General features: G+C 72.7%; 17 protein-coding genes. 9 read left to right on the forward strand and 8 right to left on the reverse strand.

Going from position 1 to position 20267, the window contains the following annotated elements; translation table 11 throughout:
- Window positions 1-445: 445 nt before the first annotated feature.
- The 4 genes from ACW9J6_RS01795 to ACW9J6_RS01810 are packed head-to-tail and all read right to left on the reverse strand — an operon-like array spanning window position 446 to window position 5787.
- Window positions 446-3556: an efflux RND transporter permease subunit gene (locus ACW9J6_RS01795; protein WP_457114705.1), complete on the reverse strand. Its 3111-nt coding sequence runs from the start codon at window positions 3554-3556 to the stop codon at window positions 446-448.
- Window positions 3553-4803: an efflux RND transporter periplasmic adaptor subunit gene (locus ACW9J6_RS01800; RefSeq protein WP_457114706.1), complete on the reverse strand. Its 1251-nt coding sequence runs from the start codon at window positions 4801-4803 to the stop codon at window positions 3553-3555. The genes ACW9J6_RS01795 and ACW9J6_RS01800 overlap by 4 nt, the downstream gene beginning before the upstream one ends.
- Window positions 4800-5012, reverse strand: coding sequence for a hypothetical protein (locus ACW9J6_RS01805; protein ID WP_457114707.1), 213 nt, complete (start codon window positions 5010-5012; stop codon window positions 4800-4802). The genes ACW9J6_RS01800 and ACW9J6_RS01805 overlap by 4 nt, the downstream gene beginning before the upstream one ends.
- A 10-nt stretch (window positions 5013-5022) precedes the next feature.
- The gene (locus tag ACW9J6_RS01810) at window positions 5023-5787 is read right to left on the reverse strand and encodes a hypothetical protein (protein WP_457114708.1); all 765 of its coding nucleotides are present in this window, start codon (window positions 5785-5787) and stop codon (window positions 5023-5025) included.
- A 150-nt stretch (window positions 5788-5937) separates the two neighbouring features.
- Here ACW9J6_RS01810 and ACW9J6_RS01815 point away from each other — a divergent pair, with 150 nt between their 5' ends.
- Window positions 5938-6786 (forward strand): MurR/RpiR family transcriptional regulator, encoded by an 849-nt coding sequence (locus ACW9J6_RS01815; protein WP_457114709.1) that lies wholly within the window; start codon window positions 5938-5940, stop codon window positions 6784-6786.
- Window positions 6787-6979: 193 nt separating this feature from the next.
- On the opposite strand, the gene ACW9J6_RS01820 is transcribed toward ACW9J6_RS01815, so the two are convergent.
- Window positions 6980-7498, reverse strand: coding sequence for a hypothetical protein (locus tag ACW9J6_RS01820; protein ID WP_457114710.1), 519 nt, complete (start codon window positions 7496-7498; stop codon window positions 6980-6982).
- 67 nt (window positions 7499-7565) lie between these two features.
- Window positions 7566-8072: a MarR family winged helix-turn-helix transcriptional regulator gene (locus ACW9J6_RS01825; RefSeq protein WP_457114711.1), complete on the reverse strand. Its 507-nt coding sequence runs from the start codon at window positions 8070-8072 to the stop codon at window positions 7566-7568.
- A gap of 108 nt (window positions 8073-8180) precedes the next feature.
- Between ACW9J6_RS01825 and ACW9J6_RS01830 the strand changes: the two genes are divergently transcribed.
- The 7 genes from ACW9J6_RS01830 (at window position 8181) to ACW9J6_RS01860 (ending at window position 17568) form a co-directional block, all read left to right on the forward strand.
- Window positions 8181-9458, forward strand: coding sequence for an amidohydrolase/deacetylase family metallohydrolase (locus ACW9J6_RS01830; protein ID WP_457114712.1), 1278 nt, complete (start codon window positions 8181-8183; stop codon window positions 9456-9458).
- Window positions 9458-11821 (forward strand): xanthine dehydrogenase family protein molybdopterin-binding subunit, encoded by a 2364-nt coding sequence (locus ACW9J6_RS01835; protein ID WP_457114713.1) that lies wholly within the window; start codon window positions 9458-9460, stop codon window positions 11819-11821. Before ACW9J6_RS01830 ends, ACW9J6_RS01835 begins: the two co-directional genes overlap by 1 nt.
- Window positions 11818-12684 (forward strand): FAD binding domain-containing protein, encoded by an 867-nt coding sequence (locus ACW9J6_RS01840; protein ID WP_457114714.1) that lies wholly within the window; start codon window positions 11818-11820, stop codon window positions 12682-12684. The genes ACW9J6_RS01835 and ACW9J6_RS01840 overlap by 4 nt, the downstream gene beginning before the upstream one ends.
- Complete coding sequence (locus tag ACW9J6_RS01845; protein ID WP_457114715.1) at window positions 12681-14066, forward strand: xanthine dehydrogenase family Fe-S subunit; 1386 nt, start codon at window positions 12681-12683, stop codon at window positions 14064-14066. The genes ACW9J6_RS01840 and ACW9J6_RS01845 overlap by 4 nt, the downstream gene beginning before the upstream one ends.
- The gene (locus tag ACW9J6_RS01850) at window positions 14063-14392 is read left to right on the forward strand and encodes a Rieske (2Fe-2S) protein (RefSeq protein WP_457114716.1); all 330 of its coding nucleotides are present in this window, start codon (window positions 14063-14065) and stop codon (window positions 14390-14392) included. Before ACW9J6_RS01845 ends, ACW9J6_RS01850 begins: the two co-directional genes overlap by 4 nt.
- 28 nt (window positions 14393-14420) lie before the next feature.
- A complete protein-coding gene (locus tag ACW9J6_RS01855; RefSeq protein ID WP_457114732.1) occupies window positions 14421-15212 on the forward strand; it encodes an aldolase in 792 nt (263 codons plus the stop codon).
- A gap of 397 nt (window positions 15213-15609) precedes the next feature.
- Window positions 15610-17568: a methyl-accepting chemotaxis protein gene (locus ACW9J6_RS01860; RefSeq protein WP_457114717.1), complete on the forward strand. Its 1959-nt coding sequence runs from the start codon at window positions 15610-15612 to the stop codon at window positions 17566-17568.
- Window positions 17569-17571: 3 nt separating this feature from the next.
- Here ACW9J6_RS01860 and ACW9J6_RS01865 read toward each other — a convergent pair whose 3' ends face one another.
- Complete coding sequence (locus ACW9J6_RS01865) at window positions 17572-17751, reverse strand: hypothetical protein (protein WP_457114718.1); 180 nt, start codon at window positions 17749-17751, stop codon at window positions 17572-17574.
- A 74-nt stretch (window positions 17752-17825) separates the two neighbouring features.
- Window positions 17826-18755 carry a LysR family transcriptional regulator gene (locus tag ACW9J6_RS01870; protein WP_457114719.1) on the reverse strand — a complete coding sequence of 310 codons (930 nt, stop codon included), beginning with the start codon at window positions 18753-18755 and terminating at the stop codon, window positions 17826-17828.
- A 114-nt stretch (window positions 18756-18869) separates the two neighbouring features.
- Here ACW9J6_RS01870 and ACW9J6_RS01875 point away from each other — a divergent pair, with 114 nt between their 5' ends.
- Window positions 18870-20033 carry a mandelate racemase/muconate lactonizing enzyme family protein gene (locus tag ACW9J6_RS01875; protein ID WP_457114720.1) on the forward strand — a complete coding sequence of 388 codons (1164 nt, stop codon included), beginning with the start codon at window positions 18870-18872 and terminating at the stop codon, window positions 20031-20033.
- Window positions 20034-20267: the final 234 nt, after the last annotated feature.

Here is a 20267-nt window from a genome sequence, read left to right on the forward strand (position 1 = left end):
GATCCGCATGCACTCGCGACCACGCGTCGGATATACAATGGAAAATACATTGCAACCTGCGAAAATTCTGGGCAATTCTGTCAGGCAAAGGGTTGTGGCATCGACCAGATCACTGCGACAGAGCTCTGCGAGTCGCTCTGCCGGGGGGCTGTCACGACGGACGTCAGCCCGCGTCGATGCGTTGTCGGATCTTATCGTCTCAACACCATCTACGTTCCGTTGCCGGATGTCATTCCCGATCTCGACCCTTAGAGCAGTATCCGATCACGTGGCGATCGGATACTGCTCTAGGTCTTTGATTTTTAGGCTTGTTCAGCGACCAACCGGTCTCCGCTTCGTCGGAAAATGCTCTCGATCTGGGACGGAGGCACTCAGGGCGCCTCACGGAACTGTCCGACCTTGCGCGGGGTGAGGAGGCAGGCGGCGTCAGCAACGCACACGGCGGTCATCGCGCCTCGACCACCGCCCGTCCGGCGCCGGCCGGCCGCGTCCGGGTGAGCAGCAGCCTGAGCTTGTCCATGTAGATGTAGACGACGGGCGTGGTGAACAGCGTCAGCACCTGGCTGACGGCCAGTCCCCCGACGATGGCGTAGCCGAGCGGCTGGCGGATCTCCGAGCCGGTCCCGGTGCCCACCATCAGCGGGACGCCGCCGAGCAGCGCGCACAGCGTCGTCATCAGGATCGGGCGGAAGCGCAGCAGGCACGCCTCGTGGATGGCCGCCTCGGGCGACTTGCCGCCCTCGCGCTCGGACACGATGGCGACGTCGACCAGCATGATGCCGTTCTTCTTGACGATGCCGATGAGCAGGATGATCCCGATGATGCCGATCATGTCGAGCGGCCGCCCCACCAGCATCAGCGTCGCCAGCGCCCCCAGGCCCGCCGAGGGCAGCGTCGACAGGATGGTCAGCGGATGGATCGTGCTCTCGTAGAGCACGCCCAGGATCACGTAGACCGCGAACAGGGCCGCCAGGATCAGGGGTGGCGTCGAGCCGAGCGAGGTCTGGAACGCCTGGGCGTTGCCCTGGAAGGCGGTGGCCACGGAGGACGGCATGTGCAGGTCGGCGGCTGCCTTCTGCACGGCCGCGACCGCCGCGCCGATGGTGGCCCCCGGCGCCAGGTTGAAGCTCAGCGTCACGGACGGGAACTGCCCCTGGTGGTTGACCACCGCGGGCATCGTGCCGGTCTCCACCCGGGCGATCTGGCTCAGGGGCACCGCGGTGTTGTCCTGCGAGCGGACGTAGATCCGCTGCAGGGCGTTCGGGCCGAGCTGGTCGTGCGGGTCGACCTCCAGGATGACGTAATAGTAGTTGAGCGGCAGGTAGATGCGCGCGACGTGACGTTGGCCGAAGGCGTCGTAGAGGGTGTTGTCGACCGCCGCCGGGTCGATGCCGAGCCGGGCGGCCGCCGTGCGGTCGACCACGACGTTGAGCATGCGCGCCGACGACTGCTGGTCGCTCGCGACTGCGGTGAGCTCCGGCAGCTCCTGCAGCGCGGCGAGCAGCTTCGGGCCGTAGAGGTCGAGCTCCTTCTGGTCGATGTCCCTGAGGGTGAACTGGTACTGCGTCTTCGAGACGAGCGCGCCGATGGTGATGTCCTGGGCGGCCTGCATGTAGACCTTCATGCCCTGGACCTGGTCGAGGGCCGCCGAGAGGCGCTGGATGACCTGGTCGGCCGTGACGGTCCGCTCGGTGTCCGGCTTCAGGGTGATGAACACCCGGCCGTTGTTCTCGGTCACGGTCGGGCCGCCGGGCCCGATGTAGCCGGCCACGTCCGCCACGGCGGGATCCTTCATGATGATGCCGAGGATGGCCTGCTGGCGCTGCTTCATGCCCTCGGGCGAGACGTCCTGGGCCGCCTCGCTGATGCCGACGATCAGGCCGGTGTCCTGCTGCGGGAAGAAGCCCTTCGGGATCGTCCAGAACAGGGTGCCCGTCAGGGCGACCGTGCCGAGGAAGGTCAGCAGGGTGAGAAAGCGGTGGCGCAGGGCGACTCTCAGGCCGTCGTCGTAGCGCGCGGTGAGCCAGGTGAAGAAGCCCTCCAGCCAGCGCGACAGCCGTCCCGGAGGCGTCTCCTCGTGGCCCGGCAGCAGCCGCGCGCCCATCATCGGCGTGAGCGTGAGCGACACGACCACCGAGACGAGGATCGAGACGGCCACGGTCACTGCGAACTCGCGGAACATCAGCCCGACGATGCCGCCCATCAGGAACAGCGGGATGAACACCGCGACCAGGGAGATCGAGATCGACAGGATGGTGAAGCCGATCTCGCCCGCCCCGTCGAGCGCGGCCTGCATCGGGCTGGCGCCCTCCTCGATGTGGCGGACGATATTCTCGACCATGACGATGGCGTCGTCGACCACGAAGCCGATGGCGATGGTGAGCGCCATCAGCGACAGGTTGTCGAGGCTGTAGCCCAGCACATCCATCACCGCGAAGGTGCCCACGAGCGAGATCGGCACCGAGACGGCGGGGATCACGGTCGCCCAGAGCTTGCGCAGGAACAGCGCGATCACGCCGACCACCAGCGCGATGGTGAGGAGCAGCGTGAACTGAACGTCCGCGACGCTGGCCTGGATGGTCTGGGTGCGGTCCGAGGCGATCCGCACGTCGATGCCGGGCGGCAGCGAGGCCCGGAGCTGCGGCAGCGCCTGCTTGATGGCCGCCACGGTCGCGATGACGTTGGCCCCCGGCGCCCGCTGCACGGCGAGCGCGACCGCCGGCTTCTCGCCGATCCAGCCCGCGATGGTGACGTCCTGCGGCGCCTTGACCGCGCGCCCGATGTCCCGGACCCGGATCGGCGCGCCGTCCCGGTAGGCCACGATGGCGTCCTCGAAGCCGGCCGCGGTCGTCAACTGGTCGTTCGTCTGGAGCGCCACGGCCTGCTGGCCGCCATAGAGCTGCCCCTTGGGCTGCAGCACCGTCAGGTTGGACAGCGCGGTGCGCACCGTCTCGAAGTCCAGGTTCTCGGCCGCGAGCTGAGCGGGGTTGACCTGGATGCGGATGGCCGGGCTCTGCAGGCCGCCGACGCCGACGAGGCCGACGCCGGGGATCTGGGAGATCTTCTGGGCCATCAGCGAGTAGGCGTAGTCGCTGACGGTCGTGATGGGGAACACGTCCGACGACATCGCGATCAGCAGGATCGGCACGTCGGCCGGGTTGGTCTTCCGGTAGATCGGCGGGTTGAGGAGCGCCGCCGGCAACTGTCCCTGCGTGGCATTGATGGCCGCCTGCACGTCGGTCGCCGCCGAGTCGACCGTGCGGCTGCGGTCGAATTGCAGAGAGATCTGGGTGAGGCCGGTGCCGCTGCTCGACGTCATCTGGGTGAGGCCGGGGATCTGGCCGAACTGGCGTTCGAGCTGGGTCGCCACCGAGGCGGCGACGGTGTTGGGGTCGGCGCCGGGCAACTGGGCCGTCACCTGGATGGTCGGCGAGTCGACGTTCGGCAGCGCCGCGACCGGCAGCAGCGTGTAGCTGATCGCGCCGAGCACCACCACGGCGAGCATGAGCAGGCCGGTGGCGATGGGCCGCCGGATGAAGCCGGAGGAGAGGTTCATGGCAGCATCCCCGCCGAGGCCGTGGAGGTGTCGGGCACCTGGTCCGGGCTCGCGGGCGTGATCCGCGTCCCGGGCTTCAGCCGGTACTGGCCTTGGACCACGACGGTCTCGCCCTCCTTCAGCCCATCCGAGACCAGGGCCATGCCGCGCGTGCGCTGCCGGACCGTCACCGGCCGGGCCGAAACGGCGGCATCGGCGCCGACCACGTAGACGAACTGGCTCTTGTCGTTGAGCTGCAGGGCGTTGGTCGGGATGGTCAGCGCGCCCGTCTCGACGGAGGTCGTCACCTCGGCGTTCACGAAACTGCCCGGCCAGAGCTGGCGCCGGTCGTTCGGGAAGACCGCCTTGAGCTGCACGGTGCCGGATTTCGGGTCGGCCTGGTTGTTGATGAGCAGCAGGGAGCCGGTGTCGAGCGTCCTGTCGCCGGACGGGTCGTAGGCGGTCGCGGCGACCGGGCCGCGGCCGAGGGCCGCCTGCACGGCCGCGATGTCGCTCGTGGGCAGGGTGAAGAGCACGCTGATCGGCTGGACCTGCGTCAGGACGACGATGCCGTTGGTGTCCGTGGGATTGACGATGTTGCCGATGTCGACGCGGCGGATGCCCGTCACGCCGTCGAACGGGGCGCGAAGCGTCGCGAAGTCGAGTTCGGTCCGCGCGGAGTCGATGGCGGCCTGGTCGCCCTTCAGGGCGCTCTCGGTCTGCGCGATCTGGGCGCGCTCGCTCACGACCTGCTGGTCGGTCGCGAAGCCCTTCTGCAGCAGGGGCTCGTTGCGGGCGAGGTTGGTCTTCTGATTGGCGAGGAGCGCCTGGTCCTTGGCGAGCTGGGCCTGCGCCTGTTCGAGGCGGGCCTGGTAGATGCGCGGGTCGATCCGGGCGAGCACGTCGCCGCGCCGGACGAACCGGCCCTCCTCGAAGTCGGCGCTCTGCAGGTATCCGGTGACCTGGCTGCGGATGGTCGCGACGTTCAGCGCGGTCACCGTCCCGACCCCCGTCAGGACGATGGGCACGTTCTGCTTCCGGACGGTCGCCGTCACGACGGGGACGGGCGCCGGGGCGCCGGCGCTCGGGGCGGGCGGAGGCGCCGCCTCGTGGCGAGAGACGGCGAACCCGACGGCGCAGAGGGCCGCGACCGCGACCGCGATCTTGAGGAGGGAGGAGCCGCGTCGTGGGGACGGCGGGGCGGCCTGCCGCGCCGGGGCGCCCGCGTCGCCATGCCGGTCGGTGGAGGGGGGTGGAGGAAGGGTCATCGCGCGTCTCCCGAACGCCTCAGGACGCTCTCGAGGAGGATGGTCCCCAGCCCGCCGAAGAGCGTGACCGCCAGCCAGGAGCTCGGCAGCAGCGCGGCGGCGGAGAGCAGCCAGACCAGGGCGATCCAGCCGACGGCGGCGGCCGCGAACCCGACATCGTCTACGACGAGGCCGACGAGCTCGCGGGCAATGGCTCTGATGGCGTTCATCGGCGTCGGCTCAGCGAAGTCCGAGGGAGAGACGGGTGGCGGCGCGGCGCCGGCACAGCGGCACGCCGAGCGCGGCGACGGCGAGGAAGCCGAGCGTGAGGCCCAGGATCGACCAATCGGCGCCGGGCCAGGTCAGCCCGATGCCCTCGCCGACCCAGAACGTGCCGAACGCGGAGAGCAGCACCCCGACCGAGAGCTTGAGCGTATTCTCCGGCACCATGGACAGGGGCCGGTGCAGGAGGAGCCCGAGCGCCACCACCAGCAGGAGCGCGGCCACCGCACCGATGCTGGCCGGGACCAGGAGGCCGACGCCGCCCGCAGCCACGGCAATGACGACGAACACGACCTCCAGGCCTTCGAGCAGGGTGATCTTGAAGGCGGTGGCGAACCCGACGGCGTCCCAGGCTCCGGCGACGGGACCGGCCTCCCGCAGGCTGCCGGTCTCCCGGGCGTAGGCGACGGTCTCGTCGTGGAGGGGGATGACGCCGGCCGCCCGCAGAACCGCCTTGCGCAGCCAGCGGAGGCCGAACAGCAGCAGCAGCCCGCCAACGGCGAGTTGGACGTCCCGGAGGGGGATGCGGGTCAGCAGGGGACCGAGGAGAAGGACGAGGGCGAGCAGCACGGCCAGGGCGGCGGCGGTGCCGGTCAGGGCCGGCCTCCAGCCGCGGACCGCACCGACGGCCAGCACCACCGTCAGCGCCTCGACGAACTCGACCGCCGACGCCAGGAAGGCCGCGAGGGCCGTGGGCCACGCATGCACCCAATCGATGGTCATCCGGAACGCCCTCCTGCCGGCGCGCTGCCGCGGGGCGGCTTGCCCGTCCGCCAGATTGTAGCTATTACTACGGTTGTCAAGAGTGATGTAGTTTTTGCTACACGAGCCGGGCGGCCCCGATGCGGCGCGCCGGAGGGAGGGTTTGGCGCGGTGACGGAAGATTTCGGCAGCACGGTCAGACGCCTGACACCGTCGCTCTCGCCCTCGGCGGCCCGCGTCGCGAGCTATCTCGACCGGAACCGTGCGGCGGTCCTGGCCAGCTCGGCCGCCCAGATCGCGGCGCAGCTCGGCACCTCGGACGCGACGGTCATCCGGGCGGTCCAGGCGCTCGGGTTCGACGGCCTGACGGATCTCAAGCAGGCGCTGGCCGCCGGTCTCGACGAGAGCAGGACGCCGGCGGCCGACATGCGTCGCACCCTCGCCAGTGTCGGCGAGAACGCGGAGAAGGCGATCGGCGCCGTCCTGGAGGCCCACCGCGAGGGCATGGAGGCGCTCCAGACGGAGAACGGGAGGGCCGCCATCCTCGCGGCCATCACCACCCTGCATCCGGCGGCCCGCATCGGGGTGTTCGGGATCGGCCCCTCCGCCCACCTCGCGCGATACCTCGCCTTCCAGCTCACCCGTTCGGGGCGGTGCAGCTTCCTCCTCGACGCCACGGGGTGGGCGCTGGCCGATCAACTGCTCGGCCTGCACGCCAACGATGCGGTCCTGCTGCTCGCCTACGGGCAGCCCTACCGAGAGGTTCAGGCCGTGATGGCCGAGGCCCGCCGCCTGGCCCTGCCCGTGGTGCTCGTGACCGACACGCAGACGAGCGCCCTCGCCCGGCAAGCCACGGTCGTGCTGCTGGCCCGGCGCGGTCGCGCCAACGAGGTTGCCCTCCACGCCACGACCCTGATCGCGTTGGAGGCGGTCATCCTCGGCCTTGCCGCGGCCGACCGCGACAACGCCCTTCAGCAACTGGCCAACCTCGACCGGCTGAGGAAGCTGATCGGCCCTTGAGGGCTTTCGCCGGGGATCGTGCGGCGCGCCGCTCCTGAATTGCGACGGGCGCCAACGCGTTCGGCGAGCCGGCCGAATCGGCTCGGCCGCGTGGACATGGCGGGAGGGACGGCCGAGGGCGGTCGCGAGCGCCCGGATCGAGCGGCTCGGGTGTGGTGACCCGACGGGGTCTCGTTCGGTCCGTCGGCCCTGCTCAATCCGGCCGCACGATGTCCTCGGCTTTTCTGAGCTGCACGAACCGCGACTGCGCCGACGCCACGCGGTAGCCGAGCGACTCGGCCGTGCCGCGCAGGTCGCGCACCGCCGCCTTGCCGCTCTCCGCCCCGTGGCAGATCGCGAAGTAGAGGGCGACGAAATTCGCGTTCTTGCGCACCGTCTCGCGGGAATCCTGAGTCGCGGAGGGCGCGATCAAGAGAGCCGTGGTGCGGCCCTCCTGCTCGGAGAGGATCGCCGGCCGCGTCGGGGAGCAGAACACGTAGCCGTTCTCCTCCGGCCCCTCGGTCCGGCCCTGGTAGCTCGCGTGGAAGGTGCGCACCCGCGTGCGGTTGAGGACGCCCTCGGCGGTTCGCGTCACCGGCTCGACCTTCACGACGCTGAACTCGTCGCAGCCGTCCTTCTGGCACAGGCCGCGGATCAGATCGCCGCGGGGGGATTCCTGGGCCAGCGCGGGCGCGGCGAGGAGGGCGAGGAGGGCGGCGGAGCGGAGCAGCATCGGGTCTCTCGACGGTCGGCGGGAGTCGCGCGCCTAGCAGGGCAACCGGACCGGATCATGACCGCCCTCAGCCGCTGAGGCCCGGATCCGTCCGCCGCCCCTCCCCCGCCGCGTCATGGGCCGCGACGACGCGCCCGAGGAGGCCGACGAGCAGCGCCTGCTCGGCGGGGGCGAGCACCGCCACCGTCGCCGCGTGCGCCTCGCGGGCCGCCGCCTCCATGGCGGTGCAGAGATCGCGGCCGGCCGGCGTCAGCGAGCAATCCTGCGCCCGCCGGTCGCGGGTCGAGGGCAGGCGCGCCACCAGCCCGCGCGCCTGAAGGCGCTTGAGGATGCCCGTCGTGGTGGTGCGGTCGAGGGCGACCGCGGCGGCGAGCGCGGTCTGGTCGAGATTGCCGCGCTCGAGCAGGGCCGACATCACGCTGTATTGCAGCGGCGTCACCCGGAAGGGCGCGCAGATCTCGGCGAACAGGCCCACATGGATCTGGTGGAGGCGGCGCGCCAGGAAGCCCGGCCGCGCCTCCAGCGGCCAGGGTGCATCGTCGTCCGCAACAACCTCCGCGTGCCGAACCCCCATCGCCTGCCGCCCCTCCGGGAAGATTGGTTTGTGGCACGAAGCCTGCTTCCCGTCAAAGTACGAAGCATGCTTCGTTTATCGGGCACCGCGAGACCGGGAGGATCCGCCATGAGCGAGACGGCGCGCTACGATCAGCTGCTGCGGGGCGGCCGGGTGATCGACCCGGCGAACGGCATCGACGGGATCCGAGACGTCGCGGTGCGGGACGGGCGCATCGCCGCGGTGGCGGAGACGATCCTGCCGTCGAGCGCCGCGGAGGTGATCGACGTCGCCGGCAAGCTGGTGCTGCCGGGCCTGATCGACACCCACGCCCACGTCTACCAGTACGTCACCGGCCGCTTCGGCCTGAACCCGGACATGGTCGGCGTGCGCTCGGGCGTGACCACGGTCGTCGACCAGGGCGGGCCGTCCTGCATGACGCTCCCGGGCTTCCGCCGCTTCATCGCCGAGCCCTCCGCGACGCGGGTCTACGCCTTCCTGTCGGCCTACCTCGTGGGCGGGCTCGAAGGGCACTTCTACCCGAACCTGTACAGCCCGGACGGGGTCGATATCGACGCCACCGTGAAGGCGGCGGTCGAGAACCGCGACCTCGTGCGCGGCATCAAGGGCCATGCCGAGATCGGCGGCTTCGCCCGCTGGGGCATCAAGGTGATGGAGATGGCGGCCGAGATCAGCCGGAAGGCCGATCTGCCGCTCTACGTGCATTTCGGCCAGCTCTGGGGCCTGCCGGAATCCGGCGCCAACGGCGAGGACGCGAACACCATCATGGAGCGGGTGATCCCGCTGCTGCGTCCCGGCGACGTGCTCGCCCACCCCTTCACCCGGCATCCGGGCGGGTTCATCAACGAGCAGGGCGAGGTGCACGGCGTCATCAAGGCCGCGCTCGATGCCGGACTCAAGGTCGATGTCGGCCACGGCAGCCACTTCTCCTACCGGGTCGCCCGGGCGGCGATCCCGGCCGGCGTGGTGCCCTACACGCTCGGCGCCGACATGCACGGCTACAACACCGAGGTGCCGCGACCGGCCGGCACGCCGGACGAGCACCACGACGACGAGAACCACCCCTTCCTCGGCCAGGCGCGGTTCAGCCTGACCCAGGCGATGAGCTCGATGATGGCGCTCGGGATCCCGCTGGAGGAGGTCGTCCCGATGGTGACCTCGCACCCGGCCAAGATGCTCGGCCTCACCGACCGGATCGGCGCGCTGACGCCCGGCTTCTCGGCCGACATCTCGGTGCTGCACGACGATCGCGGCCGCTTCCTCCTGCGCGACAACGAGGACACGCGGGTGATCGCCGACCGGCTGTTGCGCCCGGCCTTCTGCCTGCGGGCGGGCCAGCGCTTCGACGCGGATTCGCCGATCCTCCCGCAGGCGATCGCGGCCTGATGGGCGCGCCGTCTCGCCGCGAGGGGGTCGGCGCCCCCCTCCCCCGCAAGGAGGACGAGCGCCTGATGCGGGGGCGCGGGCTCTTCGTCGGCGACATCCGGCGGCCGGGCCTGCAGGACGTCGCCTTCGTGCGCAGCCCGCTCGCCCATGCCCGCATCCGGGGAATCCAGGTGCCGGAGGCCCATCGCGGCCGGGTCTTCACGGCCGCGGATCTCGACGGCGTCGCGCCGATCCGGGCGGTGTCGGGCCTGCCGGGCTTCAAGGTCTCCGAACAGCCGCCCCTCGCCACGGGCAAGGTGCGGCAGGTGGGCGAGCTCGTGGCCTTCTGCGTCGCGCCGACCCGCGCCGAGGCCGAGGACATCGCCGCCTCGGTCGTCCTCGACCTGGAGGAACTGCCGGCCGTGCACGACATGCTGGCGGCGCGCGAACCCGGCGCGGCGCTGGTCCACGAGCATTGGGGCGACAACGTCTTCCTGGAGACGCTGGTCGACGTCGACATCGCGGCCGCCCTCGACGCGCCGGTCCGGGTCACCCGCACCATCTCGACCGCCCGCCAGTGCATGGCACCGATCGAGGGGCGCGGCGTGGTGGCCGAGTTCGATCACCGCCTCGACCAGCTCGTCCTCCACACGGCGAGCCAGATGCCGCACATCGTGCGCACCGGCCTCGCGGAATGCCTCGGGCTCGACCAGGAGCGCGTCCGGGTGGTGTCGCCCGACGTCGGCGGCGGCTTCGGCTACAAGGCGATCCTCCTCGCCGAGGAGATCTGCCTCGGCTGGCTGGCGCTCCGCTGCGGCCACCCTCTGCGCTGGCTGGAGGATCGCCGCGAGCACCTGACCGCCAACGCCAATTGCCGCGAGCACCACTACCGCATCACGGCCTACGCGGAGCGCGACGGCACCCTGCGCGGCATCGACTGCGAGGCGACCGTCGATTCCGGCGCCTACTCGGCCTATCCGTTCTCCGCCTGCCTGGAGGCCGCCCAGGTGGCGAGCATCCTGCCCGGCCCCTACGATTTCCCGGCCTATCGCTGCCGCACCTGGTCGGTCGCCACCAACAAGTGCCCGATCCTGCCCTATCGCGGCGTCGCCCGCACCGGCGTGTGCTTCGCGATGGAGCTGATCCTCGACGCCGTGGCGGCCGAGATCGGCCTGCCGCCGGAGGCCGTGCGCGCGAGGAACCTGGTGCGCCCCGACCAGATGCCCTTCGACAACATTACCCGCAAGCACTTCGACAGCGGCGACTACCCGCAGGCCCTCGCCCGCGCGCTCGCCGCCATCGACGCGCCGGCTTTGCGGGCGCGCCAGGCGGCGGGGGAGCCGGACGGGCGGCGCCTGGGGCTCGGGCTCGCGATCTACTGCGAGCAGGCCGCGCACGGCACCTCGGTCTACGCGGGCTGGGGCATCCCGATGGTGCCCGGCCACGAGCAGGCGAGCGCCCGGCTCACGCCCGACGGCGGGCTGGAACTGCGCGTCGGCGCCCACTCGCACGGCCAGGGCCTGGAGACGACGCTGGCCCAGGTCGCCCACGAGATCCTGGGCGTGCCGGTGGCCCGCGTGCGGCTCGTGCACGGCGACACCGGCGCGACCCCCTACTCCACCGGCGCCTGGGGCTCGCGGATGATGGTGATGGTGGGCGGCGCGGTCGCCTCCGCCTGCGAGGCCCTGCGCGAGCGGGCGGTGGCGATCGGCGCCCACCTGCTCCAAGCCGATCCCGCCGCCTGCCGCTTCGAGGCGGGCCGCGTCGTCGGGCCGTCGGGCGACGTGCCGGTCGCCGAGATCGCCCACACCTGGTACCGGCGGCCGCAGGACCTCGCGCCCGGCACCGACGCGGGCGGCCTCGATGTCACGGCCGGCTACAAGCCGCAGCGGGATTCCGGGACGTTCTCCTACGCCGCCCACGCCGTGGTGGTGGCGGTCGACCCCGATCTCGGCGCCGTCGAGATCCTCGACTACGTGGTGGTCGAGGACGGCGGCACGCTGGTGAACCCCCTCGTCGTCGACGGCCAGATCTGCGGCGGCCTCGCGCAGGGGATCGGCACCGCCCTCTACGAGGAGATGCGCTTTGATTCCCGCGGCCAGCCCCTCGCCTCGACCTTCGCGGATTACCTGCTTCCGGGCGCCGCCGAGGTGCCCGCACCCCGCATCGACCACATGGAAACCCCCTCCCCCTACACGCGCTTCGGGCAGAAGGGCATCGGCGAGGGCGGGGCGATCGCGCCGCCGGCGGCGATCGCCAACGCCATCAACGACGCCCTGCGCCCCCTCGGCGTCGAGATGCTGCATTCGCCGGTGACGCCCCGCCGGATCGTCGAGGCCGTGCTCGCGGCCCGGACGGCGCCCGGCGCGCGGGAGGCCGCGTGAAGCCCGCCCCCTTCGCCTATGCGCGCCCGGAGACGCTGGCGGACCTGCTCGACCGCCTCGCGGCGACCGGCGGCGCCGCGAAGCTCATCGCGGGCGGGCAGTCCCTCGGGCCGATGCTGGCGCTGCGCCTCGTCGAGCCGGACCTGCTGATCGACGTCACGGGGCTTCCCGAACTGCGCCGGGCCGGCATCGCGGAGGGCGCGCTGGTGCTCGGCGCCTGCGTCACCCACGCCGACATCGAGGATGGCCGCGTCCCCGACCTGACCGGCGGCGCCATGCGCCGGGTCGCCGCCGCCATCGCCTACCGGGCGGTGCGCAACCGCGGCACGATCGGCGGCAGCCTCGCCCACGCGGATCCGGCCGCCGACTGGGTGACGGCGCTGGCGGCGCTGAGCGCCGTGATCGAGATCGCCGCGCGCGGCGGGCGGCGGCGCGTGGCCGCCGCGGATTTCGTCACCGGGGCGCTCGCGACGGTGCTGGAGCCCGGGGAGGTGGTCGCGGCCATCCGGGTCCCGCCGCTGCCCGACGGCGCCGCCTGGGGCTACGTCAAACACTGCGCCAAGATCGGCGAGTTCGCCCACGCGATCGGGGCGGTCTGCCTCGACCCCGCGGCCGGGCGTGGGCGGGCGGTGATCGGGGCGATCGAGCGGGCGCCCCTGGTGATGGCGGATGCGCGGCCGCTCTTCGGCGGCCGGATCGGGCCGGACTTTGCCGCGCGCTTCGTGCCCGAGGTCGCCGATGCCGCCCTGCGCGAGGCGGGGATCGCCGACCCGGCCGACCGGCACATCCACGTCACGGTGCTCGCTCGTGCGGTGGCGCAGGCAGCGGGCGGGACCCGTCCCGCATATCCGGAGGCTGCATGACCGTGCTGACCGCCCCGCGCGACGGGCTCCTCTCCGTGAGCCTCACGGTCAACGACGCGCCGGTCCGGCTCGCCGCGGAGCCGCGCACGCATCTCGCCGACCTCGTCCGCGACGGGCTCGGGCTCACCGGCACGCATCTCGGCTGCGAGCACGGCGTCTGCGGCGCCTGCACCCTCCTCCTCGACGGCGAGCCGGCCCGGGGCTGCCTGACCCTGGCGGGCGCCTGCGCGGGCGCGCGCGTCACCACGATCGAGGGCCTCGACGGGGACGCGATCGCCGCGGAGCTGCGCACGGCCTTCAACCGGGAGCACGCGCTCCAGTGCGGCTACTGCACGCCCGGGATGCTGGTCACCGCCCGCGACCTCGTCCGCCGCCTGCCCGATGCCGACGAGCGGCGCATCCGGGTCGGGCTGTCGGGGAATCTCTGCCGCTGCACCGGCTATGCGGGGATCGTGCGGGCGGTCGCGGCCGTGATCACGGAGCGCCGGGCGCGGGGGATCGCGCCGGAGACGGGCGGGGAGCGCGCCCTCGGGCCGGTCGGGGGGCGGGTGTGTGAGGACCGCGCGGGTCAAGCCTCGTCGGAGGATCCAGTCCCTCGTTCGGTTCGCCTCCCTCCCCTCTCCCGGACGAGAGCAGCGTCAGCGGAAGGAGATCCGGGAACCAGCACAGCGACTCGCCGCGAAGCGGCTCCGTCTGCCGGCACCGTTGTCGACAAGCGGCCGCTCCGCGTCGTCTCGCGCTGGTTTCCGGATCTCCTTCCACTGCGTTCCAGTCGTCCGGAAAAGGGGGAAGAGAGGGCGGCACGAGGCGAAGACACTCCCGTCGACCTCCCCGATTCCTTCACCCCCGACCACGCATTCGCCCAGACGCTCGCCCTCTCCCACCCGCCCGAGGCGGTGTTCGCGCTCTTCGGCGACGTCGAGGCGGTGGCCGCCTGCCTGCCGGGCGCGGTGCTGACCGCCCGCCCCACCCCCGACCGGGTCGAGGGCGGGCTGTCGGTGCGGATCGGCCCGATCGGCGCGGTCTTCCGCGGCCAGGCACGGATCGCGCAGGATTCCGCGACGCTGAGCGGGCACATCCGCGGTGCCGGCCGCGACGCGGGCGGGCGCTCGGCGACCGAGGGCCAGATCCGCTACCGGGTGGGCCCGGGCGCGGCGCCCGGCACCGCGCGGGTCGACCTCGCGGTGGGCTACACGCTGAAGGGGCCGCTCGCGCAGTTCGGCCGCCCCGGGCTGGTGCGCGACCTCGCCGGACGTCTCGCCGCTGAATTCGCCCGCAACGTCGAGGCGCGGCTCGCCGGGCGCGCGGCCCCCGCCCGGCCGCTGAACCCGCTGCGCCTCCTCCTGGCCGCGCTGACGGCACGGTTCGGCCCGCGGCGGTGAGCGAGACCTGGATCCCCGTCGCCCCGCGCGCCGCCCTGGAGGCGCGCCCGATCCTGCCCGTGCGGGCGGGCGGCCTGTCGCTGATCCTGGTGCGGGAGGGAACCCGCATCGTCGCCGCCGAGCGGGCCTGCCCGCACGAGGGCGCCGACCTCGCCCGCGGGCGCTGCGCCGCGGGCCGGCTGCACTGCCCGCATCACCGCGCCGCCTTCTCCCTCGACGACGGCCGGATCAGCGCCGGCTGGCCGTCCCGCCCGCTCCGCCTGTACCCGGCGCGCGTGATCGGCGATGACGTCGCTGTCGCAATCGGCGCCGGCCGCGACGGCTGAGGGCGCCAACCACGAGGGAACACCCGCCATGGCCCACGCCTTCACCTCATCCGGACCCGGCCGCGGCGGCGCGAACGGCCCCGACCTCGACAGCGAGGCGGTCCGGGAGGCCCGGCGCGACCTCGCCGCCTGCTTCCGCATGGCGGCCCGCAACGGCTTCGAGGAGGGGATCTGCAACCACTTCTCGGCCGTGGTCCCGGGGCACGACGACCTCTTCCTGGTCAATCCCTACGGCTACGCCTTCCGGGAACTGACCGCCTCGCACCTGCTCGTCTGCGACTTCGAAGGCAACGTGATCGCGGGCGAGGGCCGGCCCGAGGCCACCGCCTTCTACATCCACGCCCGCCTGCACCGGGCGCTGCCGCGGGCGCGCGTGGCCTTCCACACCCACATGCCCTACGCCACGGCGCTGAGCATGACGGAGGGCGAGCCCCTCCTCTATGCTGGCCAGACGGCCCTGAAGTTCTACGGCCGCGTCGCGGTGGACCGCGACTACAACGGCCTCGCCCTCGACGAGCGGGAGGGCGACCGCATCGCCGGCACCGTGGGGCAAGCCGACATCCTGTTCATGAAGCACCACGGCGTGATGGTGCTGGGCCCCACCATCGCCGAGGCCTGGGACGACCTCTACTACCTGGAGCGCGCCTGCGAGGTGCAGTGCCTCGCCCTGGCGACCGGCCGGGAGATCCGCCCCGTCGACACGGCGGTGGCGGCGGCGGCCGCAAGGCAGATGCGGGAGGGCGATCCCGAATCCGCCCGTCTCCACCTGCAGAGCCTGCGCCGCCAGCTCGACGCCGAGGAGCCGGCCTACCGGACCTGACCGCCCGGCCCGATCCGCAGGCCCGACGGTCCCCACAGAACACCGACAGAGCAGGCCCGTTCGCGAGGCCTGCTCACCAGCTGCGTTCGACCCTCTCCAAGCGGGTCGGCGGTCTATCCGCTGCCGAGAGGCCAGGAGTCCCTGCGGGATCCGGCGCTTGACCAAGCGTCTGGACGCCATCCGTCTGCTATTTCCAAGCTTCGCGAGCGAATATTGCCAAGACTCCAAACTTCATCGAACGCTTCGCCTTCTAGTCGTATCCCGGTCGTCGCCTGAGCCGCCCCGCGATCATGACAGGCTGGGCCGGGCCGCGGTCGATCCCGCAAGGCGTCGCGACTTATCCCTTTCTTCATGAATCCCCGGCGAATAATCCGCGATTACGGCAGAGAACTCCACCATGCGGATCCCACGTCTCGGCCTCCAAGGGCAGATCGCGCTGCTGGCGCTCGGTGGCGTGGTGCTCCTCGGCGCCATCTCCCTCATCGGCCTGCGCTCGCAGGCGCGTCTCCAGCGGGTGGCGGACCAGAGCGTCGCCCTCAGCGCCGCCCTCACGAGCGTGGCCGAGAGCCTGCTCGGTGCCCGCCAGGCGGAGACCGACTTCCTGCTCCACCGGCAGGAGGCGCTCGTCACCCGGCGCGACGAGCTGGTGGCCCAGGCCGCTTCGGCCCTGGAGCAGGTCGAGCGCATGGTGGCGCCCCTCGACGCGGAGGACCCGCTGAAGAAGGCCGAGATCATCCGTCCCGGGCTCAATCAGTACGCCACCCGGTTCCAGAACGTCATCGCGGCCCAGCGGACCCTCGGCTTCACCGAGAAGGACGGGCTCCAGGGCGCCCTGCGCGAGGCGGTGCACACCCTCGAGCAGAAGCTCGACGCGCTCGACCAGCCGCGGCTCTCCGTGCTGATGCTGCAGATGCGGCGGCACGAGAAGGACTACATGCTGCGAGGGACGGAGAAGGACGCCGACGCCCTGCGCGAGAGCGTCGCCGCCTTCGGCCCGGCGCTCGCCGCGGCATCCCTGCCCGATCCGGTCCGGAGCGACCTCGGCGACCTCGCCCGCACCTACGAGCGGAAGTTCCTGGCCTACTCGGTGGGGTTCGACAGCCTGAAGGAGGAGGCGGACGACCTCGCCGCGATCTTCAAGCGCCTCGCGCCGCTGGTGGAGGAGGTCTCCCGCGCGGCCAGCGACCGCTTCGCCGCGGCGCAGGCCGACAGCGAGGCCTCGCGCACGCGCACGACGCAGCTCCTCGCCGGCGGGATCCTCGCCACCCTGCTCTGCGCGGGGCTCCTCTCCTGGTGGGTCGGGCACCGCACCACGGTGCCGCTGAGGCAGCTGGCGCGGGCGATGGAGCGGCTGGCGGGCGGGGACCTCGACGTGCGCGGGCCCTCCCTGTCCCGCGCGGACGAGATCGGGGCGATCGCGCGGGCCTTCGCGGTCTTCCAGGCCAAGATGGTGGAGAACGGCACCCTGACGGCGGAGCAGGCGGCGTCGCGCATCCGGCACGAGGCGGAGCGCCGGGCCGCGATGGTGGGCCTCGCCGGCCAGCTCGAGACCGAGGTGGGCCACACCGTCGCCGAACTGCGCCGCGCCGCGGAGGCGATGCAGCTCTGCGCCGCCCAGGTCTCGGGCAGCGTCGAGGAAACGAGCGGCCGGGCCGACGCGGTCGCGTCCGCCTGCGAGGGCACGGCCGCCCACGTGCAGCTCGTCGCGGCGGCGAGCGAGGAACTCACGGCGTCGCTCGGCGAGGTCGCCGCGCAGGGGGCGCGCTCGGTCGCGGTCGGGCGCCGGGCCGCCGAGGAGGCCCGCCACATGGAGGAGCGGGTGCGCGACCTCGCCGGCTCCGCGGCCCGCATCGGCGACGTGGTCGGGTTGATCGCCGCGGTCGCGGACCAGACCAACCTGCTGGCGCTGAACGCCACGATCGAGGCGGCGCGGGCCGGGGAAGCGGGCCGCGGCTTCGCGGTGGTCGCCGCCGAGGTCAAGGACCTCGCCGCCCAGACGGCGCGCGCGACGGTGGAGATCCGCGGGCAGATCGAGGCCGTCCAGCGCGCCACCGGCGACGCGGTCGGGGCGGTGCAGCGCATCACCGCGACGATCGGCGAGGTCGATGCCTGCGCGGCGGTGATCGGCAGCACGGTGCAGCAGCAGCTCGCGGCCACGCAGGAGATCGCCGCGAGCGTCGCCCAGGCCGCCCGCGGCACGCAGGACGTCTCGCGCACCATCGCGGGGGTGGGGCGCGACGCGGAGGCCGCGGCGGCCGCGGCCCGGCAGGCCCTCGCCGAGGCGCGGGACGTCTCGGGCTGGGCGGGGAGCCTCGACGAGTCGGTCAGCCGGTTCGTCGCCCAGGTGCGCGCCTGACCCTCAGGCCCGCTGCACGGCGATCGTGCCGGACCCCACCGGGAGGAAGCCGCCGCCCGCGCGGTGCAGGGCCGCCACGGCAAGGCGGCGGATCGTCGACAGGGAGAGGCCGCTCGCCGCGATCAGGCGGAGGAACTCTGCCGACGCGAAAGCGACCTCGCTGGGTCCCGACGCGCGCGGCATCCGTGGAAGGGCCCGTCGCGAGCCGGGCCGGGATCGCCCTGACCCGCCGTGTGACGATGGACCTAACCCGGAGCTCAAGCCGGCGGTCGCCCGCCCGGGGCCGGCGTCCCGCCCCGGTCGCGGGAATCCCGGATCAGCTGCGCCCAGAGCGCGTCCGCGGACGGATTGCGGCACACGGCCGAGCGGACGAGCCGGATCTCGACCGGGACGCAATCCGGTCCCGCCCGGACCAGCGCGCCGCGGGCGAGGTCGTCCTCGGCGAGACTCTCGGGGAGCCAGGCGAGGCCGTGCCCGTCGCGGGCCATGCTCAGCAGCGTCGCCGCGAGATGCGAGGTGAACACCGTCGCGGCGGGGTCGGGGGCGGCGCCCGCGGCCGCGAGGATGCGGCCGAGGCCGGAGGCGGGCGAGTAGGCGAGGTGGCGCGTCGGGCGCTCCGCGGCGGCCGGCAGCGGCCATGCGGGTGCCCCGGCCGCATCCGGCGCGCAGACCGGAATCAGCCGGTCGCATCCCACCGGCACGCTCGGGTAGCGCTCGGCCGGCAGGCGCGGAGGCAGGGCCGGATGGGTGTGGCAGAGGAGGAAATGAACCTCGCCGGCCAGCAGGATCGCCTCGCAGGATTCCAGGCTGTCGGAGACGAGGTTGAGGGTGCCGGCAGCGTCGCGCAGGTGGCGGCGGATCCAGGCGGGGAAGAACGTAAAGGAGAGCGCGTGGGTCGCCGCGATCGCCAGCGTCGCGGTCGCCCGCGCGCCCACGCCTTGCGTCTCCCTGCGCGCCCGCTCCAGGTCCTGCAGGAGAGCGGCCGCCTGAGGGACCAGGTGGGCGCCCGCCGGCGTCGGCTCCGCCCCCTGGGCGCTGCGCCGGAACAGCGGCGTCCCGGCCCAGTCCTCCAGGGCGCGGATGCGCCGGCTGAAGGCGGGCTGCGTCACGTTGCGCGCCTCCGCGGCGCGCGAGAAGCTGCCGTGCTCGGCGAGGGCGAGGAGATCCTTGAGCCAGTCGAGGTCCATCTCCTCTCCCACCGCCGCGTCGCGGGCGATGCCGGTCGCGCATGACCCGCGCCGGAAACGGCATTGGCCCCGCCGGCGCCGCCGGCCTATCCGGCGGGACATCAGGAGGGCCGCATGCGCATCGTCGACGTCCGCGAGGTCACCAAGCCGATCGCCTCACCGATCCGCAACGCCTATATCGACTTCACCCGGATGACCACGAGCCTCGTCGCCGTCGTCACCGACGTGGTGCGCGATGGGCGCCGGGTGGTGGGCTACGGCTTCAACTCGAACGGCCGCTACGGGCAGGGCGGCCTGATCCGCGAGCGCTTCCGCGACCGGCTGCTGGAGGCCCCGCCCGAGAGCCTGCGCGACGAGGCCGGCGAGACCCTCGACCCGCACCGGATCTGGGCCGCGCTGATGCGCAACGAGAAGCCCGGCGGCCACGGCGAGCGCTCGGTGGCGGTGGGCACCCTCGACATGGCGGTCTGGGACGCCACCGCCAAGATCGCCGGCAAGCCGCTGTTCCGGCTGCTGGCCGAGCGCGGCGGACGCGCGGCGAACCCGCGGGTCTTCGTCTACGCGGCGGGCGGCTACTACTATCCGGGCAAGGACGACGCGGCGCTGCGCGCCGAGATGCGCAGCTACCTCGACCGCGGCTACACCGTCGTGAAGATGAAGATCGGCGGAGCCACCCTGGCCGAGGACCGGCGGCGCATCGAGGCGGTGCTGGCCGAGATCGACGGACGGGCGCGGCTCGCCGTCGACGCGAACGGGCGCTTCGACCTCGAGACCGCGATCCCCTACGCCAAGATGCTGCGGGACTACCCGCTGTTCTGGTACGAGGAGGCGGGCGATCCCCTCGACTACGCGCTGCAGGCGGCGCTCGGCGCCTTCTATCCGGGGCCGATGGCGACGGGCGAGAACCTGTTCTCGCACCAGGACGCCCGCAACCTGCTGCGCTACGGCGGGATGCGGCCGGACCGCGATTGGCTGCAATTCGACTGCGCCCTCGCCTACGGCCTCGTCGAGTACCTGCGCATCCTCGACGTGCTCGCCGAGCACGGTTGGTCGCCGTCGCGCTGCATCCCGCATGGCGGCCATCAGATGTCGCTCAACATCGCGGCCGGCCTCGGCCTCGGCGGCAACGAGAGCTACCCGGACCTGTTCCAGCCCTATGGCGGCTTCCCGGACGGGGTGCGGGTCGAGGACGGCCACATCACCATGCCGGAGCTGCCGGGCATCGGCTTCGAAGGCAAGGCGGAGCTGATCCGGGTGATGCGCGAGCTGGCGGAGTGACGGGGCGCATGATCCCTCCCCCCGCTGCGGGGGAGGGTGCCCCGCGGCGAGTGCGAAGCACTCGTGCGCGGGGCGGGAGAGGGGAACCACGGTTCCGGATAGAACTCGACCGGGGGAACCGCACCTTCTGGAGAAGCGTTGCGCTGCGCCTCTCGGCGGGACTGCGTCCCGCTGCGCCTGCTCCGCAGGCCACCCTCCCCCGCACAGGCTTGCGGATTCACACGTCGGGTCGTG

This window comes from Methylobacterium sp. JK268, from assembly GCF_054052225.1.